Source organism: Rhizobium oryziradicis, from assembly GCF_001939045.1.
Taxonomy (GTDB): Bacteria; Pseudomonadota; Alphaproteobacteria; order Rhizobiales; family Rhizobiaceae; genus Allorhizobium; species Allorhizobium oryziradicis.
In genome coordinates this window covers 1-20431 of record NZ_MKIM01000016.1, presented here as the reverse complement: position 1 = coordinate 20431, position 20431 = coordinate 1, and the positions used below count along the sequence as shown (strand labels likewise).

Annotated in this window: 21 protein-coding genes and 1 pseudogene; 14 read left to right on the top strand and 8 right to left on the bottom strand. The window is 55.3% G+C overall.

Features of this window, described 5'->3' with window-relative positions:
* Window positions 1-75: 75 nt before the first annotated feature.
* Genes BJF95_RS00385 through BJF95_RS00340 form a run of 10 tightly spaced genes read left to right on the top strand, consistent with a single transcriptional unit; the run spans window position 76 to window position 9518 of the window.
* Window positions 76-1413 carry an ABC transporter substrate-binding protein gene (locus BJF95_RS00385; protein WP_075637464.1) on the top strand — a complete coding sequence of 446 codons (1338 nt, stop codon included), beginning with the start codon at window positions 76-78 and terminating at the stop codon, window positions 1411-1413.
* Between the two features lies 1 nt (window position 1414).
* Window positions 1415-2347: a carbohydrate ABC transporter permease gene (locus BJF95_RS00380; protein ID WP_075637463.1), complete on the top strand. Its 933-nt coding sequence runs from the start codon at window positions 1415-1417 to the stop codon at window positions 2345-2347.
* Entirely contained in the window at window positions 2344-3180 is an 837-nt protein-coding gene (locus BJF95_RS00375; RefSeq protein ID WP_075637462.1) for a carbohydrate ABC transporter permease, read from the top strand. The genes BJF95_RS00380 and BJF95_RS00375 overlap by 4 nt, the downstream gene beginning before the upstream one ends.
* A gap of 3 nt (window positions 3181-3183) precedes the next feature.
* Entirely contained in the window at window positions 3184-3999 is an 816-nt protein-coding gene (locus BJF95_RS00370) for a sugar phosphate isomerase/epimerase family protein (RefSeq protein ID WP_075637461.1), read from the top strand.
* Window positions 4000-4010: 11 nt separating this feature from the next.
* A complete protein-coding gene (locus tag BJF95_RS00365; RefSeq protein WP_075637460.1) occupies window positions 4011-5087 on the top strand; it encodes a Gfo/Idh/MocA family protein in 1077 nt (358 codons plus the stop codon).
* On the top strand, window positions 5087-5908 hold the full coding sequence (locus BJF95_RS00360; protein ID WP_075637459.1) for a sugar phosphate isomerase/epimerase family protein: 822 nt from the start codon (window positions 5087-5089) through the stop codon (window positions 5906-5908). The genes BJF95_RS00365 and BJF95_RS00360 overlap by 1 nt, the downstream gene beginning before the upstream one ends.
* Window positions 5908-6732: an alpha/beta fold hydrolase gene (locus BJF95_RS00355; protein WP_075637458.1), complete on the top strand. Its 825-nt coding sequence runs from the start codon at window positions 5908-5910 to the stop codon at window positions 6730-6732. The genes BJF95_RS00360 and BJF95_RS00355 overlap by 1 nt, the downstream gene beginning before the upstream one ends.
* Complete coding sequence (locus BJF95_RS00350; protein ID WP_075637457.1) at window positions 6729-7457, top strand: ribulose-phosphate 3-epimerase; 729 nt, start codon at window positions 6729-6731, stop codon at window positions 7455-7457. Before BJF95_RS00355 ends, BJF95_RS00350 begins: the two co-directional genes overlap by 4 nt.
* The gene (locus BJF95_RS00345) at window positions 7454-8428 is read left to right on the top strand and encodes an ROK family protein (RefSeq protein WP_083638624.1); all 975 of its coding nucleotides are present in this window, start codon (window positions 7454-7456) and stop codon (window positions 8426-8428) included. The genes BJF95_RS00350 and BJF95_RS00345 overlap by 4 nt, the downstream gene beginning before the upstream one ends.
* The gene (locus BJF95_RS00340; protein WP_075637455.1) at window positions 8421-9518 is read left to right on the top strand and encodes an ABC transporter ATP-binding protein; all 1098 of its coding nucleotides are present in this window, start codon (window positions 8421-8423) and stop codon (window positions 9516-9518) included. The genes BJF95_RS00345 and BJF95_RS00340 overlap by 8 nt, the downstream gene beginning before the upstream one ends.
* Here BJF95_RS00340 and otnI read toward each other — a convergent pair.
* The 7 genes from otnI to BJF95_RS00305 form a co-directional block, all read right to left on the bottom strand.
* Window positions 9496-10272: a 2-oxo-tetronate isomerase gene (gene otnI / locus BJF95_RS00335; protein WP_075637454.1), complete on the bottom strand. Its 777-nt coding sequence runs from the start codon at window positions 10270-10272 to the stop codon at window positions 9496-9498. The two genes, BJF95_RS00340 and otnI, sit on opposite strands and share 23 nt — an antisense overlap.
* A 69-nt stretch (window positions 10273-10341) precedes the next feature.
* A complete protein-coding gene (locus BJF95_RS00330) occupies window positions 10342-10671 on the bottom strand; it encodes an L-rhamnose mutarotase (RefSeq protein ID WP_075637483.1) in 330 nt (109 codons plus the stop codon).
* 2 nt (window positions 10672-10673) lie between these two features.
* Window positions 10674-11486 carry an amidohydrolase family protein gene (locus tag BJF95_RS00325; protein ID WP_075637453.1) on the bottom strand — a complete coding sequence of 271 codons (813 nt, stop codon included), beginning with the start codon at window positions 11484-11486 and terminating at the stop codon, window positions 10674-10676.
* A gap of 6 nt (window positions 11487-11492) precedes the next feature.
* On the bottom strand, window positions 11493-12503 hold the full coding sequence (locus BJF95_RS00320; RefSeq protein ID WP_075637482.1) for an aldo/keto reductase: 1011 nt from the start codon (window positions 12501-12503) through the stop codon (window positions 11493-11495).
* A 58-nt stretch (window positions 12504-12561) separates the two neighbouring features.
* Window positions 12562-13503 (bottom strand): ABC transporter substrate-binding protein, encoded by a 942-nt coding sequence (locus BJF95_RS00315; RefSeq protein ID WP_075637452.1) that lies wholly within the window; start codon window positions 13501-13503, stop codon window positions 12562-12564.
* Between the two features lie 80 nt (window positions 13504-13583).
* Window positions 13584-14618 carry an ABC transporter permease gene (locus BJF95_RS00310; protein WP_075637451.1) on the bottom strand — a complete coding sequence of 345 codons (1035 nt, stop codon included), beginning with the start codon at window positions 14616-14618 and terminating at the stop codon, window positions 13584-13586.
* The gene (locus BJF95_RS00305; RefSeq protein ID WP_075637450.1) at window positions 14615-16186 is read right to left on the bottom strand and encodes a sugar ABC transporter ATP-binding protein; all 1572 of its coding nucleotides are present in this window, start codon (window positions 16184-16186) and stop codon (window positions 14615-14617) included. The genes BJF95_RS00310 and BJF95_RS00305 overlap by 4 nt, the downstream gene beginning before the upstream one ends.
* Before the next feature lie 233 nt (window positions 16187-16419).
* On the opposite strand from BJF95_RS00305, the gene BJF95_RS00300 reads away from it, so the two are divergent.
* From BJF95_RS00300 to BJF95_RS00285, 4 genes are all read left to right on the top strand, one after another.
* Window positions 16420-17103 carry a FadR/GntR family transcriptional regulator gene (locus tag BJF95_RS00300; RefSeq protein ID WP_075637449.1) on the top strand — a complete coding sequence of 228 codons (684 nt, stop codon included), beginning with the start codon at window positions 16420-16422 and terminating at the stop codon, window positions 17101-17103.
* A gap of 76 nt (window positions 17104-17179) precedes the next feature.
* The gene (locus BJF95_RS00295; protein WP_075637448.1) at window positions 17180-17914 is read left to right on the top strand and encodes an SDR family oxidoreductase; all 735 of its coding nucleotides are present in this window, start codon (window positions 17180-17182) and stop codon (window positions 17912-17914) included.
* A gap of 19 nt (window positions 17915-17933) precedes the next feature.
* Window positions 17934-18779: a fumarylacetoacetate hydrolase family protein gene (locus BJF95_RS00290; RefSeq protein WP_075637447.1), complete on the top strand. Its 846-nt coding sequence runs from the start codon at window positions 17934-17936 to the stop codon at window positions 18777-18779.
* Between the two features lie 26 nt (window positions 18780-18805).
* Complete coding sequence (locus BJF95_RS00285) at window positions 18806-20086, top strand: L-fuconate dehydratase (RefSeq protein ID WP_075637446.1); 1281 nt, start codon at window positions 18806-18808, stop codon at window positions 20084-20086.
* A 101-nt stretch (window positions 20087-20187) separates the two neighbouring features.
* Here BJF95_RS00285 and BJF95_RS23945 read toward each other — a convergent pair.
* Window positions 20188-20431, bottom strand: a pseudogene (locus BJF95_RS23945) (capsule biosynthesis protein); the annotation flags it as partial.

The window sequence follows — 20431 nt, the reverse complement described above, 5'->3', positions numbered from 1 at the left end:
CGCGCGACAATTTTTTGTGAAACATACGGAAATACTGGCGGAGTTGGAGATCGTCAGTTGTCCTGGGAGGGAACCATGAATGATTTTAAGAAGGAGCCCAACGGCTCCAATGCTGTCGGCCATGCAATGATGGTTGATCGGCGTCAGCTTTTGATGGGTGCAGCCACCGGTGTCGCGGCCCTTGGCGTCGCCAGCACGCTGGGTATGCGTTCCGCCAGAGCCGCAGATCGAACCGAAATCAGCTTCGCCAGTGCCAATTTCTTTGGCAAGGAGCGTCTTGGCGATCTGGTAAAAGCGTTTAATGAATCGCAAGATCGTATTCTGGTAAAGTTCATTGAGCTGCCGCCGCCAAGCTCATCAACCGAAGTGTATCAGGGGCTTGTGCAGCAGCTGGCGCGCAAAAATGGCACGCCCGATGTGTTTACGCAGGACGTGGTGTGGATTGCAGGTTTTGCCGCCGCTGGCTGGGCCTTGCCGCTGGATGAGTATTTCCCAAAAGACAAGCGCAAAGACTATTTCCCCGGCACAGTCGCGGCCTGCACCTATAATGAAAAATTGACGGCGCTGCCGTGGTTCGTCGATTCCGGTATGTTCTACTACCGGAAGGATCTGGTTGATAAGCATGGCGGCAAAGTGCCAGAGACCTGGCAGGATATGGCCACCATGGCAGCTAGCGCCCAAAAGGCAGGCGATGTCAAATTTGGCTATCTCTGGCAGGGCAAGCAGGCCGAAGTGCTGATCTGTGATGCGGTGGAAATCATCACATCCAATGGCGGCTCCATTTTGGCCCCCGATGGCAAATCGGCCATGATTGGTGAAAAGCCAGCCATTGAAGCCATCCAATTCCTGTATGACACCATTAACACGACCAAAATTAGCCCGCAGAACGTTCTGTCCTGGGATGAAGAGCCGTCGCGCCAGCCCTTCACTGCAGGCGATGGCATGTTCATGCGCAATTGGTCCTATGTTTATCCCATTGCGCAGGACCCGAAGGCCTCGCAGGTGGTGGATAAGGTCGCGGTTGCGCCGCTGCCGCATTTCGCTGGTGGCAAAAGTGCAGCTTGCCTTGGTGGCTATCAGCTTGGTGTCAATGCCAACACCAAAAAGCGTGAGGCCGCCATTGAGTTTCTCACGTGGATGTCCTCGCCGGAAACCCAGACCCGCCTCGCGCTTAACCTTGGCCTTGCGCCATCGCGCCCCGCTATCTTCGATGATCCGAAACTGAAGGCAGAACAGCCGTTTATGGCAAGCCTGCAAAGCGTGTTTACCGGGGCAACGCCAAGGCCGATTACGCCAGAATATGCCAAGGTCAGTTTGGCGCTGCAATCCAGCATTTCCAAAGCCTTGGTGAGCGGCAATGTCAAGGCAGAGCTGGAAGCGGCAGCGGCCCAAGTCAACAAGATCGTGGCCTGATATGGCGTTCACGGTCACAGCCTCAGTTGCGGGGCGGACACGCAAAGCAAGGAGGGCGCTGACCCGCGCCCTCTGGCCCTGGCTTTTGTTGCTGCCCGCGTTTATCTCGCTTGGCTCAGTGTCGTTTTATCCAATTCTCAACGGTCTTTATCTGTCGCTGACTGATAGTTCACTGATTACCCAGAGCGACAATTTCATTGGCCTTGCCAACTACACGCAATTGATCGCTGATCCGGCCTTCTGGAATGCATGGTGGCATACCATCTGGTTCACCACTGCATCGACTGTGCTCGAAACGTTGATCGGCCTCGCTATGGCGTTGATCTTGTGTGAGACATTTGCCGGGCGCGGCATGATCCGGGCTGCCATGCTGGTGCCATGGGCCATGCCCACCGTTGTGACCTCCAAAATGTTCGGCTGGTTGTTTGATGGCCAGCACGGCATTATCAATTTCATTTTGCTGCATATGGGGCTGATCGACCAGAATGTGAACTGGTACGGATCGCCGGATACGGCGCTGATCACCATCATCATTGCCGATGTGTGGAAAACCACCCCTTTTATGGCGCTGCTGCTGCTGACCGGTCTTCAAACCGTGCCGAAATCGCTGATGGAAGCGGCGCGGATGGATGGTGCCAAAAGCTGGGCGATTTTTTGGAACATCCGCCTGCCGTTGCTGCTGCCAACGCTTTTGATTGCCGGGCTGTTTCGCGCCCTTGATGCTTTCCGCATTTTTGATCTTGTTTACGTGTTGACCGGCGGCGGGCCTGCGGATTCGACTGAGACGCTCTCAACCCTGTCCTACAAGGTGCTGTTTTCAACCCTGCAATTTGGCTATGGCTCGGCCATGTCCACCGCCATGTTTGTGACAGAAGGCGTGATTGCCGTGGTGTTTTGCGTCTTTCTTGTTCGCCAGATCAGGAGAACAACATGATGGCAACCCGATCAATTTTGCAAAATGCCGTGATCTTCCTCGGTGCTGTGTTCATTCTGCTGTGGTCGGCTGGTCCATTTTTGTGGCAGTTTTCCACTTCGCTCCAGCTCGATAAGGCGCTGACCGATCCGGTGCCGTCACTAATCCCCAGCCCTTTCACGCTGGAGCATTATTACAATGCTTTTGTCGAAAAGGGCCTGCATCATTACATACTCAACTCGCTGATTGTGTCGCTCTCAACCACGGCGCTCTGCCTGATTGTCGGCGCGCTGGCCGCCTTTGCGCTGTCGCGTCTGGATATTCGTGGCCGGTTCGGCATTTTGATGGTGATCCTGTCGGTGTCGATGTTTCCGCAAATTGCATTGGTGGGGCCGCTCTATCTGCTGGCGTCCGAGCTTGGGTTGCTGGATACACATACGGTTTTGATCATCACCTATCTGGCCCTTGGCCTGCCGCTGGTGACGTGGATTTTGTTTGGCTATTTCGAGACCCTGCCGCGCGAAATTGATGAGGCAGCGCGGATGGATGGCGTGGGCGTGATTGGCCTTTTGTGGCACATCATCTTGCCCATGTCGCTGCCAAGCCTGGTCACCACCGGCTTGCTGGCCTTCATCACCGCATGGAACGAATTTTTGTTTGCGCTGGCCTTTACCTCCAATCAGGAAAGCCAAACCATTCCGGTCGGCATCGCCAATTTCACCAACCAATATTACGTGCCCTGGGGCGACATTGCTGCCGCATCGGCGGTGGTCACTGTGCCCCTCATCATTCTTGTGCTGGTGTTCCAGCGCCACATCATCGAAGGCCTGACACAGGGCGGAATCAAGGAATAGACCATGACCAAGGATTTAAAGGTCGGCTGCCAGACGTTTACATGGGAAATGCTGGGCGATGCCTGGCGCGGATCGGCAGATGATCTGCTCAAGGCCATTTCGGCTGGTGGGTATGCGGGCATTGAAATCACCGACACCATGGTTGGTGATTATGCGGAAAGGCCCACCAATTTCGCCAGGGCGCTCAAACAGCACGGGCTGCATCTGGTTTCTTTTGCTTTTGGCTCCAAAACGGGTTTCACGCTGGCCGATCAGCGTAAGAATGATCTGAAATTTGCGCAAAAATGGGTTGATTTTGCCGCCCATTTTACCGGCGCTCTGGTCTCGATTGGCTCGGCAACCATTGTCTCGGATGGACCGCGCGATGAAAAATTTGCCATTGCCGCTGAATTTTACAATCGCGCCACAGCACTTGGAAAAGCCGCGGGCGTTGATGTTGCCATCCACCCAAGTTCGCATCACAACACGCTGCTGTTTGATCGCAAAGACTACGACCAGATGTTTGCGCTGCTCGATCACACCGTCGGCTGGGTTCCCGATACCGGCCATATCCTGCGCGGCCATAGCGACATTCTCGATACGCTGACCACCTATCAAAGCCGTATTCGCTATCTGCACCTCAAAGATGTCGATGCCCATGGCCAATGGGCGATGCTGGGCGAGGGCGCGTTAGATGTGCAGCCGGTCATCGACATCGTTGCCAAGGCACCCGGTTTTAACGGCTGGCTGGTGCTGGAAGAAGAATCCGACACTGCGACGAAAGATCCGGCTTTGGCCGTCAAGCGCAACCGCGAAACCATGCGCCATTACGGTTTGTGAGGAGCAAGTTGATGATTGAGAAAGAACAGCGCCGCTTGCGCATGGGCGTGCTTGGTTGCGGACCCATTGCCCAATTTGCCCATCTGGAAAGTTGCGCCAAAGCGCGCAACGCCGATCTTTACGCCATTTGTGATGCCGCACCCGACCTGTTGGCGCGCATGGGGGCCACCTATGAGCCACAAAAAATGTTTGGCGATTATGATGCCATGCTGGCCGATCCCGAACTGGAAGCGGTGATTATTGCCACTTCCGATGCCTATCACGTCCCCATGTCGATCAAGGCCTTGGATGCGGGCAAGCATGTGCTGTGTGAAAAGCCAATCGGCGTCTCAGTCGAAGAAGGCGAAATGCTGGCCGCCGCCGTCAAGCGATCCGGTAAGGTGCTGCAAGTTGGCCATATGAAGCGCTTTGATCCGGCGTTGGAAGCCGCCCGCGATTTTGTGCGTGATGACATCGGCCAGATTTTTGCAATGAAGGCGTGGTATTGCGATTCCACCCATCGTTACACCAATACCGATGCTGTGCAGCCGCTGCCGATTACCAGCAAGCTTGCAAAAAAGCCATCCGGCAATCCCAAGGCCGATTTGCGGCAATATTTCATGCTGGCCCATGGTTCGCATCTGGTCGATACAGCGCGTTTTTTCTGTGGCGAGATTGTCGCCGTGCGCGCACGTTTGCTGGAGCGGGCAGGGGCTTACTGCTGGTTTGTAGAAACCGAATTTGCCAATGGCGCGCTTGGCCATCTTGATCTCACCGTTGCCGTGCGCATGGATTGGCACGAGGGCTTTCAGCTCTATGGCGAAAATGGCTCCGTCACCGCCAAGACCTTTAACCCATGGTATTTCCGCGCCAGCGAAGTGGATATTTTCGTTGAGAAAGACGCCACCAGTCGCAGACCGTTGGGGGCCGATGGCCATTTCTTTCGCAGGCAAGTGGAAGGTCTGGCCGACACGGTTTTGAACGGCGCGCCGATGCGCGGAGCCAATGTGGAGGATGGCATCGCCTCCATCCGAGCCATGGTTGCCATTGCCCGCTCGGTGGAAACCGGCAATCGCGTTGAGCTTGCCTCGGTAACGGGAGCGGTATGATGCAGGTTGGTATTTTTGCCAAGACCTTTGCAGGCACCGATCCACTAGCCGTGCTGACCGCTGTTCGCGCCAGCGGGTATGATGCAACCCAGTTCAATCTTGCCTGCTGCGGCTTGCCATCCATGCCCGATGAGGTTGCGCAAAGCACGATCGCCGCGATCCTTACGGCAAGCAAAGCCAGCGGCGTTGCGCTTGTGGCCTTGTCCGGCACCTACAACATGGCGCACCCGGATCAACGGGTGCGTGACACCGGCCTCAAGCAATTGGAAACGGTTATCAAAACCGCATCAGCCCTGTCCATTCCGCTGGTCACGCTGTGCACCGGCACGCGCCATGCTTCTGATCAATGGGCGCATCATCCTGACAATAGCGACCCTTCCGCCTGGGCGGATATGGCGCGTGAGATGGCAAAAGCCTTGGATCTTGCGGAGCACTTTGGTGTAACGCTCGGCATCGAGCCGGAGCAGGCCAATATTGTCACCTCAGCAGACGATGCCATGCGGCTGATTAGTGAGATGGGCTCAAACCACCTGCGGATCGTTTTGGACCCCGCCAATCTGTTTGAAGCGGCAACCGTGGATGAGGCGAGAGACATCGTCACCAAAGCGGTTGAGCGCGCAGCCGGCCATATCACCATGGCCCATGCCAAGGATCGATACGCAGATGGCCGCTTTGCAACGGCGGGCCATGGCGTGGTTGATTTTCCGTGCTTTATCGCGCGCCTGAAAGCCACCGGCTTTGATGGCCCCTTGATAACCCATGGCTTGAGCGCCGATGAAGCACCAGAGGTGGCCCGGTTTTTAAACGGATTGGTGGCGTGATGGCGCAAAGCATTCTCACGCGCCTTGGTGCCAAGCTCAACCTTGTTGAAACCGGTCAGGGCTTGCCGGTGGTGTTTCAACACGGGCTTGGCGGCGATTTTGCGCAAGTGGCACAAACATTTCCCAACACTCTCAACATGCGCCGCATCACGCTGGAATGCCGGGGGCACGGCGGCTCAACGCTGGGTGACGTGCGGCCTTTTTCGATTGCGATGTTTGCAAACGATGTGCTGGCTGCCGTTGATCAACTGGGCATTGAGCGCTTTGTTGCGGGTGGCATTTCCATGGGGGCGGCCATTGCGCTACATCTGGCCCATTTTCACAAAGACCGTGTCAGCGCTTTGCTGCTGGTGCGGCCAGCGTGGTCGTTTGAAGCAAAGCCTGCCAATATGCAGCCGATCCGCATGATTGCCGATTTGTTGCAATCCTATCCGATCGAGGAAGCCAAACAGCGGTTTTCGTCCTCCAGCATTGCATTGGCTTTGCAGCAAAACGCGCCCGACAACCTCGCCTCCCTGCTGGGCTATTTTGAACGCGACGACGCCACCGCATTTGCCGAGGTTTTGACCGATATTGCGTCTGACGGCCCCGGCGTTTCAAAAGCGGAGGCGGAGACCCTTTCCATTCCAACTTTGATTGTCGGCAACCAGATGGATGCCATTCATCCACTCAGCACGGCGGTTGAATTGGCCGCAACCCTCCCTGATGCGCAGTTTGTCGAAGTGGCTGCGAAAGCAGCCGACAAGGCCCTGCATTTTGCGCAGACGCAAGAATCCATCACCCAATTTCTCACCATGCATTGCAGCGAAAAGGGCCAGTTATGACCTCCACAAACACCTTATCAAGCCAAGCAATTGTAAAGGCTCTGCCGCGCCACAGGCTGTTGTGCGAATTTTCGCTCTGGTCTGCCGATCTTGCCAATATGGCAAGCGATTTGAAGCGGATTGAACAGTATGTCGATCTCCATCACATTGATGTGGCCGATGCCCGCTTTACCCCCGGATTTCTGTTTTTTCCAGATTTTGTCGCGCGCATTGCTGCTTTGACCGAAAAGCCCATCCACGTTCACCTCATGGTCGAGGCTGAGATTGTCGAAGAGCAAACCCGCCAGTTTATTGAGGCCGGGGCCGATTTGATCAGCGTTCACTCCGAAAATGGTGAGGCGGGTTTGCGCGCCATTGCGCTTGCCAAACAGCTCGGGGCTGCGACCGGCGTTGTGCTGCGGCTGGAAACGCCGGTGGAGGCGGTTAAACCGTTTTTGAGCGAAGTGGATATGGTCACGCTGCTTGGCACATCGATTGGTGTAAAAGGGCAAAGCCTGTCTGATAAAGCCTGTGATCGCTTGATCGAAGCGCGCACTCTGATGAGGCAGGCCGGGCGCGAAGCAGACATTATCCTGGCAGCCGATGGCGGCATTCGTGAGCAAACGGTGCCGCTGTTGCGCGCAGCCGGTGCTGAAACCGTCGTGCTCGGCTCGCTGGCCTTTGGTGATAAAGACCTCAACAGCCGCATCCAATGGCTGCATGGCTTGGAGAGCAAGGTTCAGTGACAGCCGCCGCCCTCGCCATTGATCTTGGAGGAACTCAGCTGCGGGCCGCAATGGTCAGCAGCGCAGGCAGCATTCTGTCGTTTGCCGTTGAGCCGACCCGCGCTCTGGACGGCCCAGAGGCAATTATCGCCCAGATATTTTCCCTGCTGGAAGAGATCGTGCGACAAAATCCAGGGCAGGTGCCCGTGGGCATCGGCATTGCCGCACCCGGTCCGCTTGATCCCAAAGCGGGCATGGTGATTGCACCGCCAACCTTGCGCGGTTGGCATAATGTGCCGCTCGCCAAGATCATCGGCCAGCGGTTTTCCGCACCCGTGTGGCTGGAAAACGATGCCAATGCCGCAGCGCTTGGCGAATGGCGTTTTGGTGCCGGTCGCGGCGTCGATTCCATGGTGTTTGTCACGGTGTCCACCGGCATTGGCGGCGGTGTGATTGCCGATGGGCGCATCCTGCACGGGCGGCGCGGTTTGGCGGCAGAAATTGGCCATATGACCATTACCCATGAGGGCGAACGGTGCTTTTGCGGTGCCATTGGCTGTTTTGAAGCGGTGGCCTCTGGAACAGCGCTTGGTCGGCGGGCAAGTGCGCGCACAAAGCCGTTTGATGGCTCAGCCATGCGCGCGCTGTCTGCCAATGCCGATGTCAGCGGGCGCAATGTGGTGGATGCCGCCCGCCAGGGCGATGCGCTGGCCAAACAACTGCTGGATGATGAAGCGCGGTGGCTGGGCATTGGCTTTACCAATCTGCTCCATCTGTATTCGCCAGATATGATTGTCATGGGCGGTGGCATTTCTCATGGCTTTGATCTTTTGCAAGCCGGAATTGCCAGCGCGATGCGTGAGCGCGCCATGCCCGCATATCGCGATGTGCCGGTTGTGACCGCCCAACTTGGCCATCACGCTGGCCTGGTGGGGGCCGCCAGTCTGGTCTTTCAAAACCACATCCATTCAGAGGAGGCCTCTCATGGCTAATCTTACGCTACAAAAGGTTCACAAGGCCTATGGCGCTGTTAACGTCATCAAGGGCATTGATCTTGAGGTCGAGGACCGCGAATTTGTGGTCTTCGTTGGCCCTTCTGGCTGCGGAAAATCCACCTTGTTGCGGATGATTGCGGGGCTTGAGAAAATCACCGGCGGTGATCTGCTAATTGATGGGGAGCGGGCCAATGACATTGACCCGTCTGAGCGCGGCCTTGCCATGGTGTTTCAGTCCTATGCGCTCTATCCGCACATGACCGTTGCCGAAAATATGGGATTTGCTCTCAAGATCGCCAGAATCGCCCCCGCTGAGCGTGCACGAAAGGTGGAGGAGGCGGCCAAAGTGCTGGAACTGTCGCATCTTCTCGATCGCAGGCCCAAGGATCTCTCCGGCGGCCAGCGCCAGCGGGTGGCGATTGGCCGCGCCATTGTGCGCAATCCAAAAGTGTTTTTGTTTGATGAGCCTTTGTCCAATCTCGATGCCGCACTTAGGGTTCACATGCGCTTGGAATTGATGCGCCTTCACAAAGCGCTGGATGCCACAATGATCTATGTGACCCATGATCAGATTGAAGCCATGACCATGGCCGATAAAATCGTGGTGCTGAATGGCGGCCACATTGAGCAGGTCGGCTCACCGCTTGATCTCTACAATCAGCCCGCCAATATGTTTGTCGCGGGCTTTATCGGCTCACCCAAAATGAACATGCTTGCCGTCGAGATTGCAAAGGTCAGTGCAACGGATGTGAGCGTCATCCTGCCCGGTGGCAATACGCTGACCATTGACTGCGCGACCGAAGGATTAGAGTTGGGTGCCACCATCACGTTGGGCATAAGGCCAGAGCATTTGCGCATCGGCCAAAGCGGTGTTTTTAAAGGGCAGGCGGTGCTGGCCGAACGGCTGGGTGGTCTGACAATTTTCCACGTCGATCTCGATCCTCATACAAGCCTGGTTGTGCAAACGGACGGTGCAGACCAAACTGCCTTGGGCACACCCATTGGCTTGCAGGTTGATCCCGCCAACTGCCATCTGTTTGATGCTGACGGCCGATCTTTGCGGCTCAACGCCGTGCAAATGGCTTAAACCAGCCCAAACCATCCAGCGTATGGCCACTCGGGATATATTCACAGCCGACAAAGCCCTGATAATCAAGCTCGTCCAGCAGGTTAAACAGATAGGGATAGTTCAACTCTTCACCATCGGGCTCATGGCGTGATGGCACGCTGGCAATCTGCACATGGCCTGTCATGGGGATAAGCTGGCGCAAGCGGGTGGCGACATCGCCGTGGATGATTTGGCAGTGGTAAATGTCAAATTGTAATTTAACATTGCTCAAACCAAGGCCTTGGATAAAGTCCGCTGCCCTATCGACATTGTTAAGGAAATACCCCGGCATATTGCGCGGATTAATCGGCTCCAGCAAAAGCGCAATCCCGCACTCGGAAAGCTTTTCTGCCGCGTAAACAACAGAGCGGTGATAGGCCTTTTGTGCAACCGGATCATTGGGGTCTGCAAGTCCCGCCATCAAATGCAAACGCTTTGCACCCACGGCTTGCGCATAATCCAGTCCCTTGGCAATCGACGCTGCCAGATCATCAAAGCGCAAGGCAAGGGCTGCCATGCCGCGCTCGCCAGCCTGCCAATCGCCGGGCGGCAGGTTGAACAGCGCTTGCGTCAATCCATTGCGCGTCAGCCGATCGGCGATGGCTTCCGACTTTTCCCCATAGGGAAACAAATACTCAACGGCGGAAAAGCCTGCATCAGCCGCCGCATCAAACCGATCCAGAAACGACCATTCGTTGAACATCATTGTCAGATTGGCAGCAAAGACTGGCATACTGTCTTCTTTCGTCACCGTTGGGTAAATTTCCACACGCAACGAACAGATATAAACCGCGACAGCGCCTCAATCCATATGGAAAACCGGCTCCATCATCGCCCACCACTCACCCTGTTGTCGGGTGTCCAGCGGTGCCTGGCACGGAATGCAAAAAGACCACCACTCCTGATTTTTAGGGTTGGCCGCCATCTTGGCCATATCGGCTTCATAGTCACTGCCGTGATATTCATAATAGCCAAACAGCAGATTTTCAGGCTCGCGCAGAAAAATCGTATAATTGGCGATGTTACAGTCTGCAAGAAGCGCCAGAATTTCCGGCCACACGGCAGCATGCAGCCGCTTATAAGTGTCCACCATATCCGGCTTGACGCCAATCACCATTCCCATACGTTGCATCATCATATCCTGTAAAATCGGGCTGCATTGCCACCAAACACGTGCTCATGGTGTTCTCTCAAAACAATTTCTTCACACTGCGAAAGCCAGCGCATATAATCGCCAGCGAGGCGCACCACTGGCCAATCGCTGCCCCAGAGAACACGATCCGGGCCAAAAAGCTCAAGAATTGTCTCGATATAGGGGCGCAGAGCCTCCGGCTTTTGTGCACCCGCTTCGGTTAAAAGACCAGACAGCTTGCAGTGAACATGTGGGTAAGCGGCAAGCCTTGCCATATCCTTTTGCCAATTTATAAACCGGCCTTGCGCGATTTCGGGTTTCGCGCCGTGATCAATCACCACGCGCAAATCGGGCGAGCGCTCAACGCGCTGCAAAAGCCCTCGCAACTGCCATGGCATCACCAAAGCATCAAAGGCCAGATCAAGCGCAATCATCGTGGCAATCGCCTGATCAAGGGAAGGCTTGGCAATCCAATCATCGTCCGGCATGCTCTGGAGCATGGGTCGCAGACCTTTTATCATAGGATTGGCGGCCAACCGAGCAATCTGCTCACGCGCATCCGATGCGCTGAGATCGACCCAGCCAACGACACCTTTGATAAAATCGTGCTCAGATGCCAGAGCCAGCATGAATGCCGTGTCTTCTGCCCTTTCCATGGTTTGCACCAAAATGGTGCCATCCATGTTTGCTTCCTTCAACAACGGCAACAAATCGTCGGGCGTGAAATCACGATAGATCGCTGCAAGCTCGGCGGGTGGCCACTCACCCTTGCGATCTTTCAAGTGCCAAAAATGCTGATGCGCATCAATTCGCATGGTTTATCATCCAGCCAATGGCAGCGGTGCTTCAGGATCAATCAGTGCTTGCGCCTTCAGTGCATGCCAAAACTCATCCGCAATGCTTTCTTCCAGCCAATCGGCATTGGATGAGATCTGCCCGCCATTGCGCGCACCCGACACCACCGACACCGCAGCCGGATGGGCCAGCGGAAACTGCAAGGCGGCGGCTTGCAGGGTTACGCCCATATCATCACAGACTTTTTGCAGCGCTTCCACGCGGGTCAATAACTCTGCCGGTGCATCGGTATAGTTGAATTTACGATTGCCGGCCAAAATGCCGGAGTTAAAGGCACCCGCAATCACAATGGCCGTACCAACCTTTGCACAGTCATTCATAAAGCTAAGGCTTTGCTGTTCCAACAGCGTATAGCGCCCGGCCAGCATGGCCACATCAATGTGGGTTTGCGTCATGGCATCGCGCACCACTTCCCACTCATTGACGCCAAGGCCAATGGCTTTCACGGCCCCTTGCTCTTTCAAGCTGTTCAAGGCCTTGAACCCGCCACCTGTCGTCAACTGCGCCCAGTAATGGGCGTTTTTATCGCCATGGGTGACCGTGCCAATATCGTGGATGTAGAGAATATCAGGATCAATCACCCCAAGCCGCTTCTGGCTGTCTTCAAACGAGCGGAAAATGCCATCAAAGCTATAATCATAAACGCCTTGAAAGGGCAGGGGATTGATAAAACCGTTGGCTTCATCGCCAATGTTCGCATCTGGCTGCATCAGTCGTCCCACCTTGGTGCTGACCACATAATCCTTGCGTGGCTTATCTGTCAGCATGGTGCCCAGCCGCAGCTCTGCGCGGCTATGGCCATAATGGGGTGCCGTGTCAAAATAGCGAATGCCACGCTCCCACGCAGCATCAAAGGCGGTTTTGCATTCGTCATAGCTGGTCAGCCGATAAAGATTGCCCATCTGCGCACAACCAAGGCCCATGGTGGTGATAGTGAGATCAATCGTCGGAAGGCGGCGGATGTCAGACGGCTTCATAAGCGCATAATCCTTGAAAAAGGGCTGCAAGCACGACTGCGTGCAGCCCGATGAGAGATCAATAGAGAACGTTCTTGGCTTCTGGCTTGTCGATATTGTCCTTGGTCACCAGCACAACGCCAGTGTCGACAAACTTCTCGACCTTTTCTTTTTTCAGCACTTTCATCAGGGTCTCAATGCCCTTTTCGCCCATCTGGTAAGAGCCTTGCACGGCAATGGCCTGCAACGTGCCATCCTTCACAAAGCCCTGCAAATCGGTGTTGCCATCAAAGCCCACGGCCACAACCTTGCCAGCGCGGCCGGATTGCACAAGGGCACGGCCCATGCCAATGGCGGTTGGCTCGTTGGCACCGAAAATACCCTTGAGGTCAGGATTGGCGGCCAACATATCGGTGGTCTGGTTCAAGGCCGTTGCCATTTGCGACTGCGAATAGAAGGGGCCAACAATTTCCAGCTTGGAATGCGCCTTGATGTAATCGGTAAAGCCACCCACACGGCCAATTTCAGAGCCTGCACCTGCGACATAAGACATCACGGCGATTTTGCCGGTGGTGCCAACCTTGTCAATCAGCGCCTTGGCGCACAGCTCACCAGCCTTCTTATTGTCGGTCGACAGGAAGGACTGGTAATATTTGTCAGCGCCCTTGGCCAATTGGCTGTCGATGACGATCACCGGGATATGGGCTTCCCAGGCCTTCTTTACAGCAGGAACCAGCGCATCAGGATCTGATGGTGCCAGCACAATGCCTGCCACTTTGCGGTTCACCGCATTTTCAACCATGTTGACTTCGTCAGCAATGGCCGATTCTGATGCCGGGCCTTGGAAGGTCAAAGTGTAATCGCCACCCGCCTTTTTAATGGCAGCATCGGCACCCTTTTGCACATTCTGCCAATAGGTCGAATTGACGGTTTTCACAATCACCGCGATTTCAGCGGCGCTAGCTGGCACGCTGGCCAAAGCGGCAACGGATGCCAAAGCTGCAATCAAAAACGTTTTCATAAGGTTCTCCTCCGGTTATCTGGCGCAAAGGCCGTTGTGTGAAAGAACACTCCCCTGTTCTTTCTCCTGTCTTGGGCATGTCAGCGGCGATTGCGCAGCTGGTCGATCCAGACCGTGCCAAGAATGACAAGGCCGATAATAATCTGTTGGGTGAAGGCCGAAACGCCGTTCATATTCAAACCATTGCGCAAGATCCCGATCACAAAGGCCCCAATAGCGGTGCCTGAAATGGTGCCCACGCCACCAATCAGCGAGGTACCGCCAATCACGGCGCTGGCAATGGCATCCAGTTCATACATCACCCCTTCATTCGGCTGGCCGGTGACAAGGCGCGACATCAGCACGCAGCCGGTTAGCCCCGCAAGCGTGCCAGACAGCACATAGGTGAAGACAGTGATGCGAGCCACATTGACACCGGACAGGCGCGATGCATCGGAATTGGAACCAACCGCATAGATATGGCGCCCCAGCACCGAGCGGTTCAGCATAAAGGCCACCGCCAAAGCAATAACCACCATCAAGATCACCGGATAGGGAATGCCCGGAAAGGTGACATTGGGAAAACCATCATCGCCAATCGTGACCATGCGCATGAAAGCGCCATTGCCCAACTCGCCAAAAGCCTCACCCAGGCCAGAAACGGCGCGTGCATCGGTAATCTGGAGGGCGACACCACGGGCAATCAACATCATGCCAAGGGTAGCAATAAACGGCGGAAGCCGCAGTTTGGTGACAACAAAGCCATTGATGGCACCGCAGACCGTGCCGGTAAAAATGCCCAGAAACATTGCCAATGCCGCCGGCCATTGCCAATCGCGCACCGCAATGGCGGCAACCACACCCGACAAGGCCAGCACCGAGCCAACCGAGAGGTCAATGCCGCCGGTGATGATAACGCAGGTGGCGCCAATGCCCAAAAATGCGATGGAGGTGACCTGAAGCGCCACCGTCATACCGTTATCAATGCTGAAAAAGGCGGGGCTGGTGGCTGCGAAAATCGCAATCAACACAATCAGGCTGCCGAGGGCTGCGAATTTCTGGATCAAATCCTTTTGGCGATCACTCAGCCGCCTCTGTTTTTGGTCCGCTGTGGGTGCCACGACACTGTCCTTCATGACCGGCTCCCCTGATAGCCCGAGGCAAAACGCATAATCTCCTCCTGATTGGTCTTGCGCGTTTCCAGAATGGCCGTGATCCGGCCATGATGAAACACCGCGACACGATCTGTCATGCCGAGAATTTCCGGCAGTTCCGAGCTGATCAGCACCACGCCAATGCCATCGGCTGCCAACTCATCCATAATCTTGTAAATGGCAAACTTCGCACCCACGTCGATGCCGCGGGTTGGCTCATCAAAAAACAGCACTTTGGACTGCCGAAACAGCCATTTGCCAATGATGATTTTCTGCTGATTTCCACCCGACAATAGCCGGACCGGTTGGTGAATCGAAGGCGTGCGGATATTGAGCTTGTCAACATAATGGCGGGCAACGGCATCGTGACGTTTGTTGTCCACCAGGCCATAGCGATTGGACACCGCCTCCATATTCGCCAAAGTCATATTGGCTGCTACCGGCATTTTCAGCGCCAGACCCTGACTTTTGCGATCTTCCGACAGATAGGCAATGCCTTCCGCAATCGCATCGCGTGGATTGTTGATGGACAGCGTGCGCCCCTGATAGGAAATCTCGCCAGAATCCAACGGATCAGCGCCGAAGATCGCGCGGGCAACCTCGGTTCTGCCAGCGCCCATCAGGCCTGCAAAACCGAGGATTTCCCCGCGCCGCAAGCTGAAATGAATATCGGAAAACACACCGGCGCGGTTCAGCCCTTTGGCTTCCAGCAGGACGTCCTCTGTTGGGGTCGAGATCCGCTCCGGAAACTTCTCTTCCAAGGCGCGGCCTACCATGCGCGAGACGATTTCATCGACGGTGGTGGCCGCAAAATCGCTGGTGCCAACATATTTGCCATCGCGCAGCACGGTCACACGGTCAACAATCTCGGCCATTTCATCGAGGCGATGGGAAATATAGACAATGCCAACGCCGGAGGCTTTCAACTCGTGGATCACCTTGAACAGCAGTCTCGTTTCCTGCTCGGTCAGCGAGGAGGTCGGCTCATCCATAATCAGCACTTCAGCTTTCAGCGACAGTGCCTTGGCAATTTCCACCATCTGACATTGGGCAACTGAGAGATTGCGCACTTTTTCATCGGGGCTGATATCCACGCCCAAGCGATCCAGATGTATTTTTGCGTCCGTGCGCAAGCGCTTGCGATCCACCAACACGCGGGCACCCAGCGTATTCAGGCGCGGCTCACGGGCTAGAAAAATGTTCTCCGCCACCGTGAGATGGGGGACCAGATTGAGCTCCTGATGGATGATGGCAATGCCCGCATGCTCGGCTTGCAGCGGCGATGAGAATTCCACAGGCTGGCCTTTATAGACAATCTCACCAGCGCTTGGCTGATAGACGCCACTGATCACCTTCATCAAGGTCGATTTGCCAGCGCCATTTTCTCCACACACGGCATGCACTTCGCCGGGCAATAAATCAAATTGCACGCCAGACAGCGCAAGAACACCGGGAAATTGCTTGGTAATGCCATTGAGAACAAGGATAGGCAGAGCAGCATTTGACGTCTGAGACCGACGGTTCTCCACCTGCTTCGATGACGCGCTCATAGCCTCTCCTCCTCATCAGCCGCGCCAGCCCCTCCACAAGGCCGATCTGACTGTTGATGCAGAATTAGCCCCCAAGAATAAATTGGTCAAGCCAGTTTTGTAACTTCAATAGATTTTCTAATGAAACCGCTTGAAAATGAAATTTATTGCCAGACGCTCCGCATTTTGGTAAGGCCAATTAAAGCGACCAAGCAACGGCACCAAATAACGGTTCAGCACGAGCACGGATCATCATGGAGCAAAAATTCGAAACACGCAGGCTCTATCAGCAGGTGGCAGACCAGATCCGGCAATTCATTGCGGGCAATGGCTTTGGCCCCGGCATACGCCTGCCCAGTGAGCGTGATCTCGCCCAACAGCTTGGTGTTTCAAGGCCTTCGGTGCGCGAGGCGTTGATTGCACTGGAAATCGACGGCACAGTCGAAATCCGCATGGGGTCGGGCGTTTACGTCGCTCTGGAGCGTGAGCATCCGGTTGCAGTCACCCAGTCCTTTGGCGAAAGCCCATCCGAATTGATGCAGGCTCGTATTGTAATTGAGGGCTCCACCACGCTTCTGGCCGCCAGCCGCATGGAGGCTGCAACACTCGCCACATTGCGCAGCATTATCGAGGGCATGCGCAGCGAAATGGCTCAGGGACGCCGCCCCTTGGAGCTTGATCGGCAATTTCATCTGACAATCGTTGCACAATCGGGCAATTCCGTTCTTGAGCGCATTGTCGGCTCGTTGTTTGATGAACGCTATAGCCCTTTGGCTGAGCGTTTGCAGGACCGCACCGAAAGCCTGCAATCGTGGAAAGAAGCGCTGGATGAGCATGAGGCCATTTTAAGCGCACTTGAAGCGCGCGAGCCATTGCTGGCGCAAGCCGCAATGCAAACACATCTCGGCGCATCCAGACGCCGTTGGACAGAGGGTTGAAATCCGCAAAATGGGCTTTCCAATTGCCATAATGTCATGCTGCATTACGGCCAAATTGATCTGAGGAGGAAATTCAGTGTCCATATCATTAGAAAACAAGCGCGTGCTTGTAACGGCCGCCGCCCAGGGCATCGGCCGCGCCAGTGCGCTTGCATTTGCCCGCACTGGGGCACAGGTTGTTGCGACCGACATCAATGAAGCAGCACTTGCGGATTTATCTGCTGAGCACAATATCACCACGCGCCGCCTCAATGTGTTGAGCGATGACGAGGTCAAGGCCGTGGTATCAGAGACCGGCCCTTTTGACATTTTGTTCAATTGCGCAGGCTTTGTGCATTCCGGCTCGGTGCTAGATATGAAAGACAGCGACCTTGCCTTTGCCTTTGATCTGAATGTTCACGCCATGGTGCGCACCATTCGTGCAGTATTGCCGGGCATGATAGAGCGCGGTGGTGGCGCAATTATCAACATGTCATCGGTGGCTTCCAGCATGAAGGGCGTGCCCAACCGCTGCGCCTATTCAGTCACCAAAGCAGCCGTCATTGGCCTCACCAAATCGGTTGCTGCCGAATATGTGGCGCAAGGTATTCGCTGCAATGCCATTTGCCCCGGCACGGTTGAAAGCCCATCGCTGCAAGATCGATTGAAATCGCAGGGCGATTATGAAGCCGCGCGGGCGGCCTTCATCGCCCGCCAGCCGATTGGCCGCCTTGGCACCCCAGACGAAATCGCAGATCTCGCCGTTTATCTGGCTGGTGCAACCTATACCACGGGCCAAGCCTACGCCATTGATGGCGGCTGGACAATTTAAACTCAGAAGGAATATTATCATGAAACTCATGCGCGTTGGTCCAATTGGCCATGAAACACCCGCTCTTCTAGACAAGGACGGCAAGATCCGTGATTTGTCTGGCCATGTCGCCGATATTGCCGGGGATGCCATTTCGCCAGAGGGCCTTGCAAAGCTCGCAACCCTTGATCACTCCAGCCTGCCGGAAATTGCCGCTGATAGCCGCATCGGTGCCTGCGTGGCGGGCACAGGAAAGTTCATCTGCATCGGCCTGAATTTCTCCGACCATGCGGCAGAAACCGGTGCAACTGTGCCGCCAGAGCCGGTGATTTTCATGAAGGCCACCTCGGCCATTTGCGGTCCTAATGATGACGTGTTGATCCCGCGCGGATCAGAAAAGACCGATTGGGAAGTCGAGCTTGGCGTGGTGATTGGCAAGACGGCAAAATACGTGTCTGAAGCTGACGCCATGGATTACGTGGCGGGGTATTGCGTCTCGCATGATGTGTCGGAGCGCGCCTTCCAGACGGAGCGGGCCGGTCAATGGACCAAGGGTAAATCATGCGACACCTTTGGCCCGATTGGCCCATGGCTGGTGACAAAAGACGAAATTGCTGATCCGCAAAACCTGAAAATGTGGCTCACCGTCAATGGTGAAACCATGCAGAACGGCTCATCGACCACCATGGTCTATGGCGTCGCCAATGTTGTGTCTTACCTCAGCCAGTTCATGAGCCTGCATCCCGGCGATGTGATTTCGACGGGCACGCCTCCCGGCGTTGGCCTTGGCATGAAGCCACAGCGATTCCTGAAAGCCGGCGACGTTGTGGAACTGGGCATTGAAGGTCTCGGCACGCAAAAGCAGACCTTCATCGCAGACGTCTGATCTCTTCTCCAAACAAGGCCATTCCCATGACCAAAATTACCAGCTTGCGCTCAATTGATCTGCGCTTTCCCACCTCTTTAAGCCTTGATGGCTCGGACGCGATGAATCCAGACCCGGATTATTCGGCGGCCTATGTTATTTTGGAAACAGAGAAACAGGGACTGGAGGGTCATGGGCTTACCTTTACCATTGGTCGCGGCAATGAAATTTGCTGCGCCGCGATCAATGCGCTCACCCATCTCGTTGTCGGCCTCGATCTCGATTGGATCGCAGAAAACCCCGGCCGCTTCTGGCGACATATCACCTCCGATAGCCAGTTGCGCTGGATCGGACCAGACAAAGGGGCCATGCATTTGGCAACGGGTGCCGTTGTCAATGCGGCTTGGGATCTGTTGGCAAAGCAGGCGGGCAAGCCGGTCTGGCGACTGGTGGCCGAAATGAGCCCGGAAGACATCGTCTCGATTGTCGATTTCCGCTATCTGACCGACGCTTTGACACCAGAAGAAGCGCTGGCCATTTTAAAGAAAGCCGAACCCGGAAAGCGCGACCGTATCGCCACCCTCGAGCGCGAAGGCTATCCTTGCTACACAACATCGGCTGGCTGGCTGGGCTATGATGATGAGAAATTGCGTCGCCTGTGCCACGAAGCCATTGATCAGGGCTTTACCCATATCAAAATGAAGGTCGGCCGCGATCTCGAAGACGACAAGCGCCGTTTGCGCATTGTGCGCGAAGTGATTGGCGATGAGCGCTTCATGATGATTGATGCCAATCAGGTCTGGGAGGTCAATCAGGCGATTGACTGGGTCAAGGAATTACAGCCCTACAAGCCGTTTTTCATTGAAGAACCCACCAGCCCTGACGATATCTTCGGCCACAAAAAAATCCGCGAAGCGATCGTGCCCGTGAAAGTCGCAACCGGCGAGATGTGCCAGAACCGCATTGTTTTCAAGCAGATGATTGCTGGTGGTGCCATCGACATCGTCCAAATCGACAGCTGTCGCATGGGCGGGTTGAACGAAGTTCTGGCGGTTCTGTTAATGGCGGCAAAATACGATCTGCCCGTTTGGCCGCACGCAGGCGGCGTCGGGCTATGCGAATACGTCCAGCACCTTTCGATGATTGATTTTGTCGCTGTGTCTGGCACCAAGCAGGGCAGGGTGATTGAATATGTCGATCACCTGCACGAGCATTTCCTTGATCCATGCATCATCAAGGATGCCGCCTATATGCCACCCTCCCTCCCCGGTTTTTCGATTGAGATGAAGCAACAATCCATCAAGGATTATACGTTTAAGGGCGTATGATGCACGGCTTGGATTGATCGGCGGAAACGGATCATCAGCACGACGCATTCATCCATTCGCGGCTATGTCCTGAGAGTCCCTTAGACTTTCAGGACATATCTTTAATGAGCGAGGTGGGCGCGTGTTAGGTTCAGGATACCGAGGGCTGTTGCCCAGAGGGTGAGGCTTGCGAGGATTGTGAGGATGATCCAGAGGGGGCGTTTTGGGTATTGGGCTTCGTCGGGGAGCTGTGGGGGGAGGAAGCTGTCGAGGTAGAGGAGTTGTTGTTTGCTGACGAACTGGATTTGTTCGAAGGATTTGACGGCGGCTGCGAATTGTTGTTGGGCGAGGCTTTGGGCCAGTTGC